The sequence below is a fragment of the Glutamicibacter nicotianae genome (assembly GCF_016907615.1).
GTDB lineage: Bacteria > Actinomycetota > Actinomycetes > Actinomycetales > Micrococcaceae > Glutamicibacter > Glutamicibacter nicotianae.
In genome coordinates this window covers 1,701,947-1,721,017 of record NZ_JAFBCH010000001.1, presented here as the reverse complement: position 1 = coordinate 1,721,017, position 19,071 = coordinate 1,701,947, and the positions used below count along the sequence as shown (strand labels likewise).

General features: G+C 57.3%; 15 protein-coding genes. 5 read left to right on the top strand and 10 right to left on the bottom strand.

All coding sequences use genetic code 11. The annotated features are described in order from the left end of the window. Window positions 1–4: 4 nt before the first annotated feature. Genes JOE62_RS08290 through JOE62_RS08280 form a run of 3 tightly spaced genes read right to left on the bottom strand, consistent with a single transcriptional unit; the run spans window position 5 to window position 5,993 of the window. Window positions 5–2,689, bottom strand: a complete 2,685-nt coding sequence (locus JOE62_RS08290; RefSeq protein WP_204721791.1) for a glycosyltransferase — start codon at window positions 2,687–2,689, stop codon at window positions 5–7. A 3-nt stretch (window positions 2,690–2,692) separates the two neighbouring features. Next, window positions 2,693–3,049 (bottom strand): hypothetical protein, encoded by a 357-nt coding sequence (locus JOE62_RS08285; protein WP_204721789.1) that lies wholly within the window; start codon window positions 3,047–3,049, stop codon window positions 2,693–2,695. 55 nt (window positions 3,050–3,104) lie between these two features. Further along, window positions 3,105–5,993 (bottom strand): heparinase II/III domain-containing protein, encoded by a 2,889-nt coding sequence (locus JOE62_RS08280; RefSeq protein ID WP_204721787.1) that lies wholly within the window; start codon window positions 5,991–5,993, stop codon window positions 3,105–3,107. An 804-nt stretch (window positions 5,994–6,797) separates the two neighbouring features. Between JOE62_RS08280 and JOE62_RS16760 the strand changes: the two genes are divergently transcribed. Beyond that, window positions 6,798–7,208: an FAD-dependent oxidoreductase gene (locus JOE62_RS16760; RefSeq protein WP_204721785.1), complete on the top strand. Its 411-nt coding sequence runs from the start codon at window positions 6,798–6,800 to the stop codon at window positions 7,206–7,208. On the opposite strand, the gene JOE62_RS08270 is transcribed toward JOE62_RS16760, so the two are convergent. From JOE62_RS08270 to JOE62_RS08265, 3 genes are all read right to left on the bottom strand, one after another. Then, complete coding sequence (locus JOE62_RS08270; protein WP_338085765.1) at window positions 7,109–7,546, bottom strand: class I SAM-dependent methyltransferase; 438 nt, start codon at window positions 7,544–7,546, stop codon at window positions 7,109–7,111. The two genes, JOE62_RS16760 and JOE62_RS08270, sit on opposite strands and share 100 nt — an antisense overlap. Next, complete coding sequence (locus tag JOE62_RS16640; protein WP_338085764.1) at window positions 7,500–7,814, bottom strand: methyltransferase domain-containing protein; 315 nt, start codon at window positions 7,812–7,814, stop codon at window positions 7,500–7,502. The genes JOE62_RS08270 and JOE62_RS16640 overlap by 47 nt, the downstream gene beginning before the upstream one ends. 411 nt (window positions 7,815–8,225) lie before the next feature. Continuing rightward, entirely contained in the window at window positions 8,226–8,423 is a 198-nt protein-coding gene (locus tag JOE62_RS08265) for a hypothetical protein (RefSeq protein ID WP_121866651.1), read from the bottom strand. A gap of 352 nt (window positions 8,424–8,775) precedes the next feature. On the opposite strand from JOE62_RS08265, the gene JOE62_RS08260 reads away from it, so the two are divergent. The 3 genes from JOE62_RS08260 to JOE62_RS08250 all read left to right on the top strand — a co-directional run bounded on the left by JOE62_RS08260 (window position 8,776) and on the right by JOE62_RS08250 (window position 13,682). Further along, complete coding sequence (locus JOE62_RS08260) at window positions 8,776–11,163, top strand: SpaA isopeptide-forming pilin-related protein (protein WP_204721783.1); 2,388 nt, start codon at window positions 8,776–8,778, stop codon at window positions 11,161–11,163. Window positions 11,164–11,254: 91 nt separating this feature from the next. Continuing rightward, a complete protein-coding gene (locus tag JOE62_RS08255) occupies window positions 11,255–12,646 on the top strand; it encodes a SpaH/EbpB family LPXTG-anchored major pilin (protein WP_204721781.1) in 1,392 nt (463 codons plus the stop codon). A 193-nt stretch (window positions 12,647–12,839) separates the two neighbouring features. After that, entirely contained in the window at window positions 12,840–13,682 is an 843-nt protein-coding gene (locus JOE62_RS08250) for a class C sortase (RefSeq protein ID WP_338085763.1), read from the top strand. Between the two features lie 138 nt (window positions 13,683–13,820). Here the strand turns inward: JOE62_RS08250 and ilvC are convergent, their stop codons facing one another. From ilvC to JOE62_RS08235, 3 genes are all read right to left on the bottom strand, one after another. Beyond that, window positions 13,821–14,852 (bottom strand): ketol-acid reductoisomerase, encoded by a 1,032-nt coding sequence (gene ilvC, locus JOE62_RS08245; protein WP_038991389.1) that lies wholly within the window; start codon window positions 14,850–14,852, stop codon window positions 13,821–13,823. 120 nt (window positions 14,853–14,972) lie between these two features. After that, a complete protein-coding gene (ilvN, locus tag JOE62_RS08240; RefSeq protein WP_038991387.1) occupies window positions 14,973–15,491 on the bottom strand; it encodes an acetolactate synthase small subunit in 519 nt (172 codons plus the stop codon). 3 nt (window positions 15,492–15,494) lie between these two features. Beyond that, window positions 15,495–17,378: an acetolactate synthase large subunit gene (locus JOE62_RS08235; RefSeq protein WP_204721779.1), complete on the bottom strand. Its 1,884-nt coding sequence runs from the start codon at window positions 17,376–17,378 to the stop codon at window positions 15,495–15,497. A 617-nt stretch (window positions 17,379–17,995) separates the two neighbouring features. On the opposite strand from JOE62_RS08235, the gene JOE62_RS08230 reads away from it, so the two are divergent. Beyond that, a complete protein-coding gene (locus JOE62_RS08230) occupies window positions 17,996–18,457 on the top strand; it encodes a hypothetical protein (protein ID WP_204721777.1) in 462 nt (153 codons plus the stop codon). Between the two features lie 80 nt (window positions 18,458–18,537). Here the strand turns inward: JOE62_RS08230 and JOE62_RS08225 are convergent, their stop codons facing one another. Beyond that, a complete protein-coding gene (locus JOE62_RS08225) occupies window positions 18,538–19,062 on the bottom strand; it encodes a hypothetical protein (RefSeq protein WP_204721775.1) in 525 nt (174 codons plus the stop codon). Window positions 19,063–19,071 lie beyond the last annotated feature (9 nt).

Genomic DNA, 19,071 nt, shown 5'->3' with positions numbered 1-19,071 from the left:
ATTCCTAAACTCTCTCTTGCCCGACTCGTTCGTCTGCATACCGCGAAATATCGCCTGCTGGCGCCTTGTTTGCCGCGAAAAACTCCTTGAGTTCTGGATCTTCCCATTGGTGGGCACCATAGAACTCAGCCAATTGGACAACCAATTGCTTGGATTCTTCCAGTTCTTCAGGTGCCACACGGTTCAATTTGTCGATATACCAGCCCTTGGTGAACTTCTCCATGCGGCGTTTGCGATATTCGCTAAGCAATCCGATGCTGTCCAACCATTCAGCACGCGCGCTTTCCAACGGAATGTATTTTCGGTAGAACTTCGGACCAAGGCTGTTCACCGTGGAGTTGGATACTGCCGCGAAGTACATATGGATCGGTTCATTCAGCAGTGAAATCTGCTTAGCGTAATAGAGCATTTGCTGGAAGAAGTAGGAATCCTGGCCTACCGCGCCGACCGGCTGTTCAATTCCCAAGGATCGCAACCACTGCGTGTTGGCGACAAGTGCCTGAATGCTCATCGGCGTGAAATTAATCTTCCGCAAAACCGATTCATCTACCTTGTAGGTGTCTTCTGCTACTTCATCTTGGATGATCTGCTTGCGCAGGATACGAACATAGTTAACCAGCTTGCGGCCAACGGCGTTACGTGCCATGTTGCCAATTGCAAAGTCTGATCCATTATCCCGAGCCAGCTTCAGCAGCTTGGCGTAACCATCGTTGAGGGCTTCATTGTCTGGATCAAGGTAGGTAATCCAGTCCGCCGTCGCCATAGCCAGGCCATGATTGCGCGGACGAGAAGCACTTCCGGAACCACCAGTTTCGAAGAAGTGAGTCCTTACGTTCGAGAAGCGTTCAGCAAGGTTCTTGACTGTTCGAATGGTGTTCGGATCAGTCGATCCGTCATCAATAAGCAAGATTTCCATCTGGGCGAATAACGAGCTCCTTCGCAAGGACTCGAAGCACTTGAATTCCAGATGTTCGCCATTGTTATAGATCGGAATCACGACGCTGATCATTGCCGGCTCGTGGACAACGCGAAGAGTTTCCCGGCCGCGCTCCCCAACTTCGAAACCATCTAGACGGTAACTTTGCCCGTAAGTCGCAACGGCTGCACTGCTTGGGGTAAGCCAACGCAACGCCCCATGGTTGGGTTCAGCATCCTCGGTGAACGCGTGGTGCGACTTGTAATCGTCGGTTTCTCCCGCTTTGAACACGACGTCGCTGGCAACGTACTTCGTCGCATTCAACAAGTCCTGCAGATAGTGCTGACCATAATCGAATCCACCTGCGACCGTGCAAGCCAAATCGAAGCCAGCTTCACGTGCTGCTTCTACCGAGTTAAAAACTGGTAGATCATCTTGGTACGACTGGCCGTCCACGAATTCTTGAGCTGTCGAGAGCGCTCCAACCACCGCCAGTTTTGGTTGCGGCGAGACTGCTTCTGCCAGACCGCATACGCTTAGAAGCTGACGAATTCGATCAAAGTTCACATGATTGGTGAACACGTTGCGCAGGCCAGCCATCTGATTACGGTACTGATGTTCGGGAATCAGCGATTCGATGATGCTCCGGGTTTCCTGTGCACTGTCTGGCATGAAAACGTTCGGAAATTGATCGTTCACACCGGCACTGTAGTTGGAAAGTACGGTACAGCCCATTGCCTGAAGCTCAACGACGCGATTCGCATACATGGTGGGGCTACCAACAACGGAGTTGAGGTTAATTACCAGATCGCTCGTGCGATGAATCTGCAACAGTTCATCATGCCTGATCGCAGGCTCTACGTACGGAAGGTAGCGCTCCGGGAACAGATACTTTTCGTTATCCAGAGACCAGTTCCGGTCAATAATGCGGAGGTTCCGTCCTGAATCAATGACCCCGTCGAAGATCTGCAAAGCCGAGCGTCGACGCTCGTGATATTTGTGGTTGTGCCACGAACCGGCGAATACAACATCATCAATTCGATTCTTTCGGCTTCCGATGGGGTTGTGGTGTCGGTAGTCAACGCTGAAAGACAATACATCAATTGCTTGGGCGCGTGGACATGCCTTTTCATAATCCGGGATCTTTTCCACCGCGCTGGTAAATACGAAATCGCACTTCTTGGCTGTCGAAAGGAACACTTCGAAGTTTGGTGGGTCTTCTTTCGAGTAAAAGGCCACTGGAGTACCTGCATCCTGGTACAGCGGTATTAGTTCATTTTCAATAAGTTTCCGAATTCGGCTTCGTTGCTGCGACGCACCAACCCATTCGCCGGAAAGTCCTCGCCAGCTCGTGGTAACCAAGACCAGATCCAAATGGCCGACATAGTCACGGAAGTTTTTTGGGGTCAGCGGGACGAAATTGGCAGTCGATACGAAAGATTTGTAGAGGAACTCATCGGCAATAATTCCAATTCTGGTGTTGAAGGGCACGTACCAGCGCTGGCCGTTGGATTCTTCTCGATTGATGATTCCCTTGTACTGCTCAGCGAGTCCAGCGCGCCGAGAGTCAAAGTGGGCTCGGCGTTTAAAATAGTCTTCAGCGTTTCTTGCGGGTTCCAAAAATGGGTGATCCCCCAGCAGAGAATCACGGAAATAGGCTGAATCCAGGTGCTTCGCAATATCGAAACCCATAGGATACCCAAGGGGCGCTTCGAGCGTCTCTATGCGTCCTTCAATGGTATTGAGCCTCTTTTTCAGACTTGCTGCATCCATGGTTTAGTTTCCTGCTTTCTTGCGCCAGTACCAAAGTTGAAGCCTTCCGAGTTTGGAATTTTTCAAGGCCTCATAACGTTTTTGTAGGTATTCCAGGTCAGAATTGAGCCTGGCAATTTCCTTGCGATCCGCTGGACGCGACACCTGTTTCTTCTTGATGGGCAACTTGATTGACTTGCCGGAAGTTACCTGTGCAAGCTGCTCGTCGCGTTTATCAATGATCTTGAGGAGCTTCATTTCTCGCTTATAGAGATCAACGAGCTCCTGCTTGAGCTGTGCGTTCTCGGCTTGATACTTCAAAGGGAGAAAACTTGCGCGTTCGCCCAGCGCTCTCAGATCTTCCGCATCCTGATGGATCATTTAGTTAGTTTCCCTTCAAGTTCTTCACTTCGCATGGCCAGGGTTGATGGAGTGCTCAATGCTCAGCGCCACCTTGGGCTAGTTTCTTTTCAACCGGATGCAGGCCCGCTTCGCCCAATAGACGCAGATACACTTCGGCATTCGGGCTTCGATGTCCGCTTCCCCATGATTCAGTGATCGTCCGTGCCGAAATGCCCGCAAGATCCTCAACCTTCTCCAAGAAAGGCTGGCGATGTTGGCTCGAATGATGTGAATCTCCGTCGTTACGGATGAAGAGCACGTCAACTTTTGGTTTAAGTTCCTTGTACCGTTCTGCAACGTCCAGTCGCTGGCGAATTCCGTGGTCGTTGACAACACCGTCCGGGAAGACCACATCCGTAGCCTTTTGAGCCAATCGCGCATGGTAGGCGGTAACGCAGGTCTGAGGATTAAACGCGATAACCTTGCTTTCTGGAAGAAAGGCAGCGACTTGGAGCGCAGCGAAACCACCGCCAGAGCTTCCAGAGAGCACCACTCGTTCTATTCCGAGAGACCTCATTCGTTCCTTGATCAGCAAAGCCATCTCGCTATGCAGGTCCTGCGTTTCAGTGCCGAGGAACCATGCCAAGCTGACGCTGGGGTCAAGATCCAGAGTTGGGTCGGCAAATACCATCTGGTTGATTCCTAGTCCCGATAAGCTTTGACCCCTTTCAAAGCGAGGGAGAGAGTATTTGCCGCGATCCAACGCACCGTGGAATGACACGTGCAAAGTTTCCCCTTGGCCTGGGATGGTGGCTATGGGCAAGGTCAGCCGGCCATAACGGTAGCTTTGGATGCCCCGATAGTCTGAATCTTGAGCAACGGCGCTCCTCGACGCATAGCTCCGGATCTTCCCGTTTCTGTTCGAAATCGGCTTCTTCTGGTTCCAAGAAATCAGCGGGGCACGCAACTTGGCCGCATCATTAAGTTCTTCAGGCAGCGTCAAGTCCGTTCCGGCCAGATCAATGACTCCCGTGACCAGCCCTGCCCGGTAGCCAGCTTTGATGCCGACACGTTTGATTTCTTCATAGGCAGAGTTCAGCGCAGTTTGGCGTTCGGCCACTGTGCTGATGCCTGGAATCAGAGAGTCGAAAAGGTCTTCGGCGAAAAGCGTGGATTTGGCCACTGTTTCAGCAGCAGTCGAAAAGTAGTCATTAATCCTTTTTTCACGAAAAGGATGATCAGAAATGACGGCGCCTTTTTTCCCGACAAGGACGTATTCAGTGCCGACTCGCCCATTAACGGTAAATTCTTGGTATCCCGGAGCTATACGGCGCATGGTACTCAACGAACCGTCCGCTGCGGCGCTCGCGCCAATTACTGTGCGGAAAGTTAATTGAGTACCCTTTTGCACAGCGCTGATGACCGTAGTTTCTTTGTTCTTACGCCACCCAGTGCTGGTCCACCCGTTGTATGGCTTTGTTTCACCCCTGGCAGTGGTAAGCCTCCCGTTACGTCCTACCCACTGCAATAGGCACTCGGCATTACCGTTACTGAGAACGGCGGACGCTTTCTTCAAGGTCGCAGTAGCGGATTCATGAGCGTGCCACCGTTGCTCAATTTCTACTTCTTCCTTCGCTGATACCGCATCGATGATCAGCAAGTACTCGCCATGCTTTGAGAAGATGACACGGCGGGTCATCAAAATGTCCTCGTAGCCAGCATCCCGAGTCACGGCCTCGAAGTGTCGTGTCGTTTCGTCCGTGCGGAAAAGGGTTACGTTTGTCGCGCGGTCGTACGTGTGGCCATTAGCAACAAGCAGATTATGTCCGGGACGGTTGACTACGTAAGTTCGCATCGGATGGCGCCCATACAAGTACTTTCCCGTATCAATGAGCCATGGGTATCCGTTGGAGAAGAAGGTAATGGAGCCGCCGTCAGCCTGCCCGTGAATTTTGCGCTGTGGGCCGAAGCAAAGCGAAAAGAACGTTTCCTGCGCGAAGTCCCGTTCAGTTTCTCCCCAGCCGCTTCTCCCATACACATAACCAGCCTCGTAGACCTTGATCAGATCTCGTGGCGCGCTCCCCTTTGATCCGCCCGTGCTGACGTACTGCGTATATGGCGATTTGACCTTCGAAGGTCCACCACTGTCCATGTCGCCGATGCGGACGTAGTTGCCGTTGGGCTGCGTGGCGTGAGCAAGCGATTCAGGTGCCGCATCGAGGACTGACGCCCATGATGGCCTAGCAATCCCTTCGAGGTCCAGACGGCGAAGCGCTTCATGCCACCAACGATAATTTGCTTCCTGGTAAGAGATGCTGCCTTCTTCGTTTACGCCTTGGGCGTCGTAGGATCCGGAAACAAGTTCTCCCATGCGTTGAATAGCAAGGTCTACCAAAGTGCGTTCTTCAAGAATGCTCGCGGCAACGAAAAGTGCCTGGTGCTGGTGCAATGCATGGTTGCCGTGCCCGAGATTGTTCTCGTCCGCTAGCCAGTGCATGTGCTGCTCCAGCGAGTCAGTAAGCCATTGCGGAGGGTCGACGTACATGTTCAAGCCAAAGGACAAGACGTAGGTACGCAAAGCATCACCCATGTCGATCCACGCCCATTTAGTCCGGCTGGTCCCTGGAGGATTTGTGGCAATCCAAGATTGAACGTAACGCTCCCAAACTTGGCGTGACTTGTCATCACCAGACTCGGCTTCACGGCGCAAGGGATCGAGCCAACGCAAGGAGTGGTACTGGAACTGCCAGTTATCATCCTTCAAGGGATTTTCGAGCCACGATGGATCTTCAGGCAACGTCCACTCTGGGTGCGGCGACATCGCTAGCCGGCCGTCCAGTACTCGCTTGGCAAGGATTTTATCCTTAGTAGTCCGCTCGTAACGAGCACCGAAGCTTTGGCGCTTTGCGCACTCAAGATTCATGGATTTTCCTCCAGTTATTGCTGAACGAGCATCGCTCGCATCGCACTTTTCTGGATCCATGCTATTTGCTTTAATTAGCCAAAATGCCCATAAACAGGCTAGTCAACCGGATGTTCTCACGTTGTTCACCCGCGGTTCACTCTTGGCCATATCGGCTTGGTTGACAGAAAGTTATGTGACCCCAATTGGAGACGTGAGCACGCCCATTCCGGAAGGCAGAACTAAAGTCAGTCAGCTGCAAAGTTGCAATTTTTGGCTTGGCCGAAGTCAGCACGCATCTGGAGTCGGCAGGAACGGATCCACGCATCGAATAGCAAGTGGCATCGCTTGCCCGCGATCATCACGTTAACCGACAAAAAGCGCTAGCCATCATCTTCCACATGAAACAAACGAAAGTAATAGGCAGCCAAATTCCCGAATCGCTAGGGGTTCGCGGCCGGCTTTCATTGTCGATATTTTGTCGAAAGCCCCGTCGAATCCGCTAAAGTGTTCCTCTCGTACCAAGACGACTGCTCAGGAATCCCTGCCTCGTGCAATGCGTGTTGCGTTAGAGTACTCCAGAAACGTGGACAGGTGCTAACAGCTAAGCCCACCATTTCAGATTTTTGGAATTTCACTGACTGCTTTGTTCGTGGATTTCCGAAAATTTCCTTGTACTCAAAACTTGTAGTTGAGCAATAGGATTTGCAGGTAAATATACGCGGGTCGCGCCATCACTCATGCTGCCCCAGATTCACCGATCTGCCGTTACCTGAAGTATCGAATATGCACACCCGTGTATGTGTTCATGCAGTCCGGATACCATCAGTGAGCATCTGAATCCTCCGCTACACCAGGAGTTGCGGACTTACTTCTTGGGGAGCCATGGAAACACGTATCGGGATCATTGGCGGCGGGATCCTCGGCATTGCCAAAGCCCGCACCCTGTCCACCACCGCGGGCCATCACGTCACGGTGTTGGAAAAGGAAGCAACCCTGGCCAGCCACCAGACCGGACGCGACTCCGGCGTAGTCCATGCTGGGTTGTACTACCAGCCTGGCTCGCTCAAGGCCCAGCGCCCTAAGCTCCCCAGCAGTTCCCTCATCCGCCAATCCATCAATCGTCTGCCGGGCATCCGGTCCGGCAGATGTCCACCTCCTGGCACGGAATCTGCCGGCGCCAAGAGGAGCAAAGCCTACTTGGCCGACCGCAACTCGAAGAAGATGAAGCTCAGGAAAGCATCCCGCTCGCGTATCCTCTCGGGCACGATCTGCTCGGGCGCGTCCTTGGAATAAGGCGGCTCCCAGACTTTCTCGATGCTGAAACCTGCTTCCAGGAAGGCGGTCATGGTCTCATGCAGCGGCCGATGCCAATAGGTCAGCGACGCGGCCTGGCCGGCGAAGGACAGTTCATCGGTGTACTGGACCCGCTGGAAATAGTCTTCACCCGGGTGATTCCACGGGTACAAGATCGGATGGTTCAGCGAGAGCAAGAGCCTGCCGCCAGGCTTGAGCACACGCCTGATTTCTGCCAGTGCCCGCGTCCAGTCCTCCAGGTAGTGCAGGACCAGCGAGGCGATGGCATCATCAAAGGAGTCCGCACCGTAGGGCAGCTGCTCCCCCCAGATTGGCAACCTGAAGATCGGCCCCCTCCCCGAGCCGCGCACGCGCCAAGTCGATCATCCCTTGGCTCGCATCGAACCCGCTCACTAATGCGCCGCGCGCCATGAGCTCATGCGCGAGCGGTCCCGACCCGCACCCGATATCGAGGATCCTGCGCCCGGCGACCTCGCCGGCCATCTGCAGCATGGCCGGACGCTCGTAAAAGGCATTGAGCAAGCTCGACTCGTTCTCATCCGCATAGGCCTGGGCGAAGTCATCGTAGTTGGTTCCAGCAGCCACAGCTCAGCTCCACTCAAGTTCATTTTTGTTACTTCTTAGATTCTTTAAGAACCCACAATATCCGTTTTCAAGAAAAATCGCGTTTTCCCGGCCTTGCCAGCCAACAATTTTAGCGTCCGCATCGTTTTATTAATCTTCGTTGTTGACGAAATTGAATTTCATCCGATACGCTGTCGCCATATCACTCGCACGGATGTTGGGGGTCCGGCAAAACTTGGGGAAAGCCAGTTGATCGTGGGGATCAAGTGGTTGCAATTTTGGCACTCGTTTTGGGAAACGAGCGCCAAATTCTACGCACCAGTCTGCGTTCTCCAGGTCTAGCACCCCCAGTGTCCTCGGATATTGGGGAATTCTTTTGTTTGGCAATCCTGTTGGGGACAGAGTTGCGCGTCGGAAATTGAACCGCCGCCATCAATCCACGCCGTTTTTCTGGCGAACATCTTCGTTCAAGACGATTTCCGGTGCCTCCTTGGCCTTGGCGCTATCAGCGTCAGTTGCCTTGCCTGCGGTACCGCAGACCCTTACCGCGGCCGCCGCAGCCCAGGCTGACACGGAGTTAACCGCTACCGTCGAACCGACCCAGGACTCGGGAACCAAGATTTCGCGCACAAGCGGCCCGGCTGGCGAAAGCTCGGCCGGCGCATCGGCATCCGCCAGTGCAGAGGAAGTTCTGAAGACCGAAGAACCGGAGCTTCCATCGCCATCTGAAACGGCGGCAGCTCCAACCGCTCAAAGCCCTGCGAGCCCGGAACCGACGAGCTCACCGAGCCCGAAGTCATCCAGCGCTCCGAGCCAATCCGCTTCGCCAGCTCCAGTCCCGCCTCTTGCTCCTTCGCCAATTTTGATTCCAGAAGCTACGAAGGCTCCAAAGAACACTGATTCTTCGCCGAGCCCCGGTACCAAGCCGAAAGAATCCGCTTCAGCGAGCCCCGACATGAAGCTTCAGGAGCAAAACCAGCTCATGAATGCAAGCACTACGACCTGCACTGACACGCAGTTCCTTACCGAAGTCATTGCTGGCGTCGAAATCGACGGCAACCTCTGCTCCAATGGCGCAGAGGACTGGACCACGATACTGAATGGTCCTGTCGCAAATGACGGCAGCGGCAGCAACGACAGCACGCAGTTCACAGAGGGCGCTTCCGAAACCAACTGGCCTTGGACCGGACAAGAGATCGAGGGCGTCAACACCGCCGGTGACAAATCCGACATCACCAAAATCTACGCCACGCAGCGTTCTGTCGACGGAAACGTCTACGCCTTCTTCGGCTTCGAGCGTGCTACGGCGAACGGCACTACTCAATTCGTCATTGAGCTGAATGCCGAACCGAACTCCTCGCCTAATTCCCCGTCTCCGAATCGCAGCACCGGCGATTTGCGCCTGCTCATCGAGCAGGGCGGAAACAACACCTTGACCCTGACTCGGGCCGACGAGTGGAACTCAACCGGTGCCACTACTGGTTCGTGGACCCGGCTGTCCAGCACCGCCGGCTTCACCGGCATCGCGAATGACAAGGCCATCGGAAACTTCGACCGTACCGGAAATCTGGTCAAGGGTGCCTTCGCCGAGATGAGCCTCAACCTGACGGCCCTGTTCGGCAATGCGGATTGCAGCGGCAACTACGGAACTCTCAATGTCCGTTCCAGCGCTTCGGGTGATACCTCTTCCCTGAAGGACTGGGTGAAGCCGATTGCATTGAGCATTCCGAGCACCTGCTCAAGCGTCCAGGTCGATAAGATATGGGAGATTGACGGCCAGAGCTACAGCCACGGGCAGCAGCCAGCCGGATTCACCGCCGCACTGAAGCTCGGTGGCCGAGACGATGCGGTCTTCGGCACCAGCTACGCCACCCGGAGCAACGGCTCCAGCTACGAGCAGGGACAGACTGTCACCATCGATGAAACCGTCGGCACCTTGCCCGCAGGCTGCACCAACGTCGCTTCCGGAGATATCGGATCGCACACGCTTGGTGCCGGACACAATAGCTTCACCATCACCAACAAGGTGACCTGTACTGAGTTGACCCTGGTCAAGAAGGTCGTTGGCGACGCCTCCGCGGACAGCTGGACGCTCACCGCGACGGGCCCTACCCCGCTCAGCGGTGCCACCGGCTCGACTGCTGTCACCGATGCGGGCGTCAAGCCAGGCACCTACACTCTGGGCGAGACTTCGGGTATCGAGGGCTACCGCCTGACCAGCATCAGCTGCGGCGAGAACCACCCGGTGTCGCTGGACGAGAAGACGGTAAGCATTGCAGCTGGCGACAAGGTCACCTGCACGCTGACAAATACCGCCGAGGTGGCATTAACTGTCACCAAGACGTGGATTGTCAACGAGGTTGAATACCCGGACGGCGAGCAGCCTGTTGGTACCGCCAAGCTCACCGTGGACGGCGAGGAGGCCGCATTCGGCGACACCATCACCGGCTACGTGATCGGCGATGAGGTCGCGATCGCTGAAACTGTCGAAGACCTGCCGGCACTGTGCACGCTGACCAGCACCACCATCGACGGCGTCGAGGGCAAGACAGCTGCCCATGCCATGACCGGTGATCCCGATCCAAACGTCGTCAAGGTTGTCAACACGGTTGGCTGCGTCCAGCAATTGACCCTCATCAAGAAGGTCGACAACGAGGAGTTTGCAGGCACCAGCACTCGCGACGACTGGACCCTGACTGCAACGGGCATCGACCACGAGTCCGTGTCAACCGGCAAGACCGGCGATGCTGCGGTGACAAAGGCCGAGGTGCCGGTCGGAAACTACACCTTGTCGGAGAACGGTCCGGCAGGCTATGCGGCCGGCGCATGGACTTGCGAGGGCACCGGCAGCTACGCGGACGGCAAGCTCAAATTGGAACTCGGCCAGGAAGCCACCTGCACCATCGTGAACACCGCGAATCCGGGCGCAGTCACCTGGACCAAGACCGATGCGCAGTCCGGGTTCCTGGCAGGATCCGAATGGGAACTGACCGGACCTGATGCCGGCACAGCCGTAGCCATCACCGACTGCACCGAGGAGGGATGCGCCGGGCCGGATCTGGATCCACGAGCTGGCCACTTCATGCTGGAAGACCTTAAGTGGGGCAACTACACCTTGACCGAAACCTTGGCACCTCCGGGCTACAAGCTCGGAGAAAATCCAAGCATCGATTTCACTGTGGCCGGTGATGAACTGCAGGTTGAACTTGCTGCAGTCGTCAACGAGCAACAGGAGGGACCGGCCCTGCCGCTGACCGGCGGCATCGGACGGGACCACGTATATCTTCTAGGCGGCACGCTCCTCACGCTGGGGCTTGGCGCGCTAGGGACCCGGTTCTGGACTACCCGGCGTAATCGCACGATTCGCTAGGTCCTCGAACCACCACATCACCACGCGCTGCCGGATTCATTTTGGGGGGCCGGCAGCGCACCATTCGCAAACACTTCACTAGGGAGAGAACGTGTTCACCGAACAGAAAATCGGCAAGCTTCTTGCCGGAGCCAGCGCATTGGCGCTGGCAGGCGTTGGATTCTTGGGGGCCACCGCCGCAAACGCCGCTGAAACCGGAAACATCGACGGCAGCAAGCTGGGGTCGATCACCATCCACAAGTCCGCTGCTGCCCCAGGAGAGGCTGGCGACGGCACCGCGCTGCCGGAGGATCCTCAGCCGATCTTGGAGGGTGTCACCTTCACTATCCAGCCGGTCTTGCATGACGGGGTCGAGCTGGATCTGAGCACCGCCCAAGGCTGGAAGCTCGCCGAGGCGCTGGGGACGACCCCTAGCCTTCCGCTGGCCGACGGTTACGATCTTGGCGTTGGCCAGGCAGTGACCACCAATGTCAACGGCGTCGCCACCCTGTCGGGTCTGAAGCTCGGCCTGTACCTGGTCACCGAGACCGATTCGGGCAACAACCTGATCAAGGACAAGAGCGCACCGTTCTATGTTTCCGTGCCTAATCCGCAAGAGAATGGCGCGTGGAACTACGACGTGCATGTCTACCCGAAGAACACGCTGAACGAGATCAACATCGTGAAGACCGTGGATGATGAAGCGCTGCTCATGGGTGCTCCCGTCACCTGGACCCTGGAAACCGAAGTTCCGGCTTCCCCGCTGCCGTACAAGTCCTTCAAGCTGACCGATGTTCTGCCCACCGGGCTCGAATTCATTGCATGGGAGTCCGTCTCCATCGGTGGTACGCCACTAGTAGCTGGCGACTACACCATCTCGGATGACAACACGGAGATCACCCTCACCGCAGCCGGCTTGCTGAAGCTGGATGGTGCCGGGGCCACCACCGTAACCGCAGTGCTGAAAACCAAGGTCACCGCCATTCCAGAGGATGGCAAGATCACCAACGATGCCACTGTGACCATCAACGGTACCAGCGACAACGACCCGGCCACCACCAACCTGGGTACCCTGAAGCTGATCAAGATGGATGAAGACCAGAAGATCCTGCCGGGCGCCGAGTTCGAGCTGTACGCAGAGGCTCCAGTTGATGGCCAGCCAACTGGCGAACCACTGGCCACGGGCGTATCCAACGAGAACGGCGAGATCATCTGGCAGCTGCACCTTGGCATCGAGGGCGACGCCACCGAGAACTACTGGGTTCTGGAAACCAAGGCACCGGCCGGCTACGTGCTGCCAGCCAACCCTTGGTCCGGTGAACTGATCGTCAATGGTGGCGAGGTCACCACCAACGAGGTCACCAACCACAAGCCAGTGGGTCCTAACCTGCCAATGACCGGTGCACAGGGAACCATGCTGTTCTCGATTGCCGGTGTCGGCCTGATGGGCGTGGCCGCTGGCGGCGCCCTGCTGCAGCGCCGCCGGGCACGCCAAGGGAACTAGTTCCCTCAGCGGCGATCCCGCAACTCACTAAGTGGTGGGAGGCACCATGCCTCCCGCCACTTAGCCGTTTCAGAAGCACTATTCGCCAACTTCAACGGTCTAGAAACCAGGACGGCAAATGACCACCATGCACTCGGCTCATTCCCTAGCTTCCGGGAAGCCGCAAAGATGGAAGCTTCCGAAGGCAACTTTGGTGATAGCTCTCGTCTTTCTCCTTGGTAGCCTGACCCTGCTGTACCCGACTACGGCCAGCTGGTTCGCGCAATACAATCAATCCCAGACCATTGGAGTCATCAACTCCGACATTTCTGCCGAGGAGCCTGAGCTTCTGCACAAGGAAGTGGCAAGGGCGCAGGAGTACAACGAGAAGCTCGTGGGCGGGGCGTTGCTCTCCCCCAGCAGCAACGTGCCAACCAGTGACGGCCGCACAGCATCTGGACTGCGGTACGACGATCTGCTGAACGTCAGCAGTGATGGACTGATGGGACGACTGCGTATCCCAGCCATCAACGTTGACCTGCCGATCTATCACGGCACCGATGCGGCGACGCTCGAACGCGGTGTAGGCCACCTGGAAGGCACCGCCTTGCCGGTGGGCGGCATCTCGCGGCATACGGTGCTGACCGCGCACCGGGGACTGCCCGAAGCGACCCTGTTCAATGATTTGCCCAACCTGGAAATTGGAGACACCTTCACCATCGAAGTTTTCGGCGAGGTGTTGACCTACAAGGTTTTCGAAACCCAGACGGTGCTTCCTGACGAATCCAAGGCTCTCATCCCGAGATTCGGTCACGACTTGGCTACCCTCGTGACCTGCACTCCGCTGGGAATTAATTCCCACCGCATGCTGGTGACAGCGGAGCGTATCCTGCCGACCCCCATCGCGGATATCGAGGCCAGCGGCAAGACCCCGGACATTCCGGGCTTCCCCTGGTGGGCAGTCTTTGCCGGTGCCGCTCTGGTCTTCTCGGCCCTGTGGGTTTACATGGCTGGCCGGGTGAAGCCAGCCGAGGAAGCTGGTCCCCTCAACTCGTAGGTGAGGCGTTCGCATCCCTGGCCAATATGGCTCGCAAATCCAAAACAATAGGCAAGGCGGCCCCTTCCCGAAGGAAGCGGCCGCCGTTGCCTATTCTGTTCCCAGTCGCCGGGCGACCAGGCCAGGCTGCGCCTGAAATTAGCGGGCTACAGAACCGTCCACGTAGTCGTCCGAGGATGCATCCGAGATCCAGGAGAACAGCGAGCGCAGTTCGCGGCCGGTGGTCTCGATCGGATGCGCTTCGCCCTTGGCACGCAGTTCCTTGAACTCAGGAGCGCCAGCCTTCTGGTCTTCCATGAAGCGGTTTGCGAAAGCGCCGGACTGGATATCAGCCAGGACAGCCTTCATGTTTTCCTTCACCTCTGGGGTGATCACGCGTGGGCCGGAGACGTAGTCGCCGTACTCAGCGGTGTCGGAGATCGACCAGCGCTGCTTGGCGATGCCGCCTTCCCACATCAGGTCGACGATCAGCTTCAGCTCGTGGAGCACCTCGAAGTAGGCGATCTCCGGCTTGTAGCCGGCTTCGGTCAGGACCTCGAAGCCGTACTGGACCAGCTGGGAGGTACCGCCGCAGAGCACAGCCTGCTCGCCGAACAGGTCGGTTTCGGTCTCTTCGGTGAAGGTGGTCTCGATGACGCCGGCGCGGGTGCCGCCGATGCCTGCTGCGTAGGACAGAGCCAGTTCCTTGGCGCCGCCGGTGAAGTTCTGCTCCACGGCGATCAGGTCAGGGATGCCGCGGCCGGCTTCGAATTCGCGGCGCACGGTGTGGCCTGGTGCCTTAGGGGCAACCAGGGCAACGTCAACGTTGGCTGGTGGCTGGATGAAGCCGAAGCGGATGTTGAAGCCGTGGCCGAAGAACAGGGCGTTGCCCTCTTCGAGGTGCTCGGCGATCGACTCGGTGTAGACCTGGGCCTGGACCTGGTCCGGGGTCAGGATCATGATGACGTCTGCCCAGGCTGCTGCCTCGGCGACGGTGGCGACCTTCAGGCCTTCGGCCTCAGCCTTGGCGCGGGACTTCGAGCCCTCGGCCAGGCCAACGGTGATTTCGACACCCGAGTCGCGCAGGCTCAGTGCGTGGGCGTGGCCCTGGGAGCCGTAGCCGATGATGGCTACCTTCTTGCCCTGGATGATCGAGAGGTCTGCGTCGTCTTCGTAATACAGATCAGCCACTGTAATTCTCCTTATATGTGCTTCTGGTGAAGAAGTCTTTGCTGAGGCACTGTTGCTTACTTCCAAGCTAGGTGCCAAGTATCTTAATTTTGTAGTTCGTGTCTCTTGAAGTCGTTGCGCCTAGGCGGAAATCGTCTTCAAGGCGCGGTCGCTCATGGACTTTGATCCGCGGCCCACAGCCAGCGTTCCTGCCTGGACGATCTCGCGGATGCCGAAAGGCTCAAGCACTGCCAGCAGCGCATCGATCTTCGCGGCGTTGCCGGTGGCCTCCACGACCAGCGAGTCGGTGGATACATCGATCACCGAAGCACGGAACAGTTCCGCGGCCTGGGTGACCTGCAGACGGGTCGTTGCATCGGCTCGCACCTTGATCATGATGTGGTCACGCTGCACCGAGGTTTCCGGCAGCAGTTCCACGATCTTGATCACGTTGACCAGCTTGTTCAGCTGCTTGGTGACCTGTTCCAGGGAATCCCCCTCGGCGTCGACCACCACGGTCATGCGGCTGATGCCGGCAATTTCCGTCGGGCCCACGGCCAGCGAGTGAATGTTGAAGGCACGGCGGGCGAAGAGGCTGGCGACGCGGGTCAGCACGCCGGGAACGTCTTCAACCAGTACCGAAAGCGTATGCTTTGCCATGTTCTAGTCCTCCTCTTCCCATTCAGGGGTCATGCCGCGGGCAATCTGGATCTGGTCGTTGCTGACTCCCGACGGAACCATCGGCCACACCATGGAATCGGCCGAGACCACGAAGTCGATGACTACCGGGCGGTCATTGATTTCCAATGCCTTCTGGATGGTCGCATCGATGTCCTCGTCGCGTTCGCAGCGCAGGCCCACGCAGCCGTAGGCGTCTGCCAGCTTCACGAAGTCGGGAATCCGGGCGGTTCCGTGCCCGGTGTTCAAATCGGTGTTGGAGTAGCGGCCATCGTAGAACAGGGTCTGCCACTGGCGGACCATTCCCAGCGACGAGTTGTTGATCACCGCAACCTTGATCGGGATCTGGTTGATCACGCAGGTGGCCAGCTCCTGGTTGGTCATCTGGAAGCAGCCGTCGCCGTCAACGGCCCAGACCACGCGGTCCGGCTGCGCCACCTTGGCACCCATCGCAGCCGGCACCGAGTAGCCCATGGTGCCCAGGCCTGCGGAGTTCAGCCACGAGCGCGGACGCTCGTACTTCACGAACTGCGCGGCCCACATCTGGTGCTGGCCCACGCCAGCCACGTATACGCCTTCCGGACCGGTCAGCTCGCCGATTCGCTGGATAACATTCTGCGGAGCCGAGAGGCCATCGTGGGTTTCGGTGTAGCCGATCGGGTAGGTTTCGCGCAGGCGGTTGAGCAGTCCCCACCAGCCGGTCAGATCCTGCTGGGCTTCGTTCTCGAAGCGTGCGGCGCAGGCTTCGTGCAGCTGCGGGATGATTTCATCCAGCGAACCCACGATCGGCACATCGGCCACGCGGTTCTTGGAGATTTCCGCTGGATCGATATCGGCGTGGATCACCTTGGCGTTCGGCGCGAAGGTGGAGAGCACGCCGGTGACGCGGTCATCGAAGCGGGCACCGAGGGTGATCAGCAGGTCTGCCTGCTGCAGCGCGGTCACTGCGGACACGGCGCCGTGCATGCCCGGCATGCCCACATGCTGTTCATGCGAGTCCGGGAATGCGCCGCGGGCGGTCAGGGTGGTGACCACCGGTGCGTTGATGAATTCCGCAAACTCCTTCAGCTGCTCGTGCGCGTTGGCCTTGATCACGCCGCCACCGACGTACAGCACCGGGCGGGTTGCCGAAGCGATGAGCTTGGCGGCTTCGCGCAGCTGCTTGTTGTGGCCACGGGTGACCACGCGGTAGCCGGGCAGGTCCACCTTGGGCGGCCAGGAGAAGGTCATCTCGGATGTCTGCGCATCCTTGGTGATATCCACCAGCACCGGACCGGGACGGCCGGTCTGCGCCAAGTAGAACGCGCTGGCCAGCGTGCGAGGAATGTCCTCTGCGTTGGTGACCAGGAAAGCGTGCTTGGTGATCGGCATCGTGATGCCGACAATGTCTGCTTCCTGGAATGCGTCAGAGCCAATGAAAGCGCTATTGACCTGACCGGTGATGGCCACCATTGGGACCGAGTCCATATTGGCATCGGCCAGTGCGGTGACGAGGTTGGTTGCGCCTGGACCGGAAGTGGCGATGCAGACGCCCACTTCCCCGCTCACCATGGCGTAACCCTGTGCGGCATGGCCTGCACCCTGTTCGTGGCGGACCAAGACGTGGTTAATCTTGGTCGAATCCATCAGTGGATCGTAAGTGGGAAGGATGGCCCCACCTGGTAATCCGAAGACGTCTTTGACGCCCATTTCTTCCAGCGAGCGGACGATGGCTTGTGAGCCCGTCATCTGTGTGGGAGCAACGATATTATTCGGACCCTGTACCGGGTTCGAAGCTTCCACGACGGAAGAGACAGCGGCGGCGGCATCCTTGGTTCGATTGATTGACTTCGCAACCGACGCCGGATTGGCGGGTGTTGAGTTGCTCATCGGGATCCTTTCCATTTCTATCTCTTCGTTTACGCATAAAAAACGCCCCGCGGCCGTCACTGATGACGAAAGGGGGCTTGCGCGTTACCGGTGTACCGTCCGTGGTGTTGGACAGCGCCTCAGGCTCCGCGCCTGATAACTAGTAGTACATCGGTGTTTATTTGCATGCCTCTAGTTTTCTCCACCTCACGGCAAAGAGCAACTAGACACCCTGTTTATCTCATTATATGAGATGAATGTCCAAAGATTGGACGCGTCCCCACGTTCAGACTTTGGCCATTTCGCTTCCCGGGCACTGAAAGCGCCTGTCGAAGCGGGGTTAGCTGGAGACAAGCACCAACTGCCAGGGATGCGATTAATCCAGCTCGCAGCCCTTGCCCCAAGGAAACCGCCTGCCTTGCAGATGGTTTCGCTTGCAGCTTTAAGCCAAGAATGGCATGAATTGGGCCAGTGGCCACACGTGCGCATGGCGTCTTGACTCAATTAGCATCTTGGCTCATTAATCCCATTCTAGAAGTCAATATGACCAATCAGATAACCCATGACGTGTCGATGACATATTTCGATAAATGTGGCGACTGATCAAATTGTCCAAACTTATCGGTAGAGTAAGGGGTATGGACAAGCGCCCAGACGAAAATCCGACCCAGCAGGTCAAGGACCGCCTCCACGAGGCTTTTGACTCGCAGATCCCCAATTTCGCCAGCTACAATCTCGTGGCGGCCACCGGCATCGCCGGCTCCGGGGGGCTCAAGGTCATCGGATATCGACGCCAGCCGGCGGAGCTGATTATTGCGCCAGTCAATGCAAGCAGCTTGGAAGCCTCCGAAGATGCCATCAACATCAACAACACGAACGTGAACCAGCTGGCCGAGCTGAGCGATGGCGGCTACGAGATTGCGATCTCTACCGGCCGGGTGTTCCGCTTCAGTGTTCCTGAAGCACCGAGCATCGACTTGCATGTGGATGACGCGATCAGCATTGGTGCCACGCTCGACCAGAAATCGGATGCTGAAGACTTCGCCGATTTCATGGATCACTTCATGAACACCATCGAAGGCACCGAGAACTTCGTATAAGCAGCAACAGCATCCCAAAACGAGAAGGCCATCTCGCCTGCCAGCTCCATCGCGAGCCCTGCGGCGAGGTGGCCTTTCATTCACAGCGCCCCGGGGTGATTCCCGCGGTAGTCGGAAGCGAGCAACTCGCCTTCTACGGTGATAATCTCGACCCGGTCCAACTCGCTTGATTCGTAGCCGACGGATGTGATGACCAGTTCGGCATAGCGGACGGCACTGCCATCGGCAATCCAGCCGCTGCCCTCCACAACTATGGCGAGCACGCCCTGGACCGGAGAAAGCCAGCCGACGGTGGCGTATTGGATGGAATCCTTGGCGAATGAATGGAATCCCGCAGCGCCCTGGCCGTTGAGGTACTGGAAGATTTTCTGATCAGCCCATTCCTGCCGGCCCTCGACTTCCTCCAGGTTATCGGCATACTTCGGCAGCGCCGCGATCGTCGCCTTTGCGCCCGGGATGCGGTCGGATGCTTCGAACTGCAGCGGCGTGCAGCCGGACAGGCACGTTGCCAGCACCAGTCCGGCAGCTACGACGCCGGTTTTGCCCATGGCATGTCTGGCCTTTGAGCGCCGCTTGATACCGGCAGCAATTACTTGAAGCACCATGCAATTGAG

What these genes read in the sequence shown, in the direction of transcription:
- JOE62_RS16760 (WP_204721785.1), top strand. Translation starts at nt 6,798, where the DNA reads ATGGAAACACGTATCGGGATCATTGGCGGCGGGATCCTCGGCATTGCC.
- JOE62_RS08290 (WP_204721791.1), bottom strand. Translation starts at nt 2,689, where the DNA reads ATGGATGCAGCAAGTCTGAAAAAGAGGCTCAATACCATTGAAGGACGC.
- JOE62_RS08280 (WP_204721787.1), bottom strand. Translation starts at nt 5,993, where the DNA reads ATGGATCCAGAAAAGTGCGATGCGAGCGATGCTCGTTCAGCAATAACT.
- JOE62_RS08285 (WP_204721789.1), bottom strand. Translation starts at nt 3,049, where the DNA reads ATGATCCATCAGGATGCGGAAGATCTGAGAGCGCTGGGCGAACGCGCA.
- JOE62_RS08225 (WP_204721775.1), bottom strand. Translation starts at nt 19,062, where the DNA reads ATGGTGCTTCAAGTAATTGCTGCCGGTATCAAGCGGCGCTCAAAGGCC.
- JOE62_RS08260 (WP_204721783.1), top strand. Translation starts at nt 8,776, where the DNA reads ATGAATGCAAGCACTACGACCTGCACTGACACGCAGTTCCTTACCGAA.
- JOE62_RS08235 (WP_204721779.1), bottom strand. Translation starts at nt 17,378, where the DNA reads ATGAGCAACTCAACACCCGCCAATCCGGCGTCGGTTGCGAAGTCAATC.
- JOE62_RS08230 (WP_204721777.1), top strand. Translation starts at nt 17,996, where the DNA reads ATGGACAAGCGCCCAGACGAAAATCCGACCCAGCAGGTCAAGGACCGC.
- ilvN (WP_038991387.1), bottom strand. Translation starts at nt 15,491, where the DNA reads ATGGCAAAGCATACGCTTTCGGTACTGGTTGAAGACGTTCCCGGCGTG.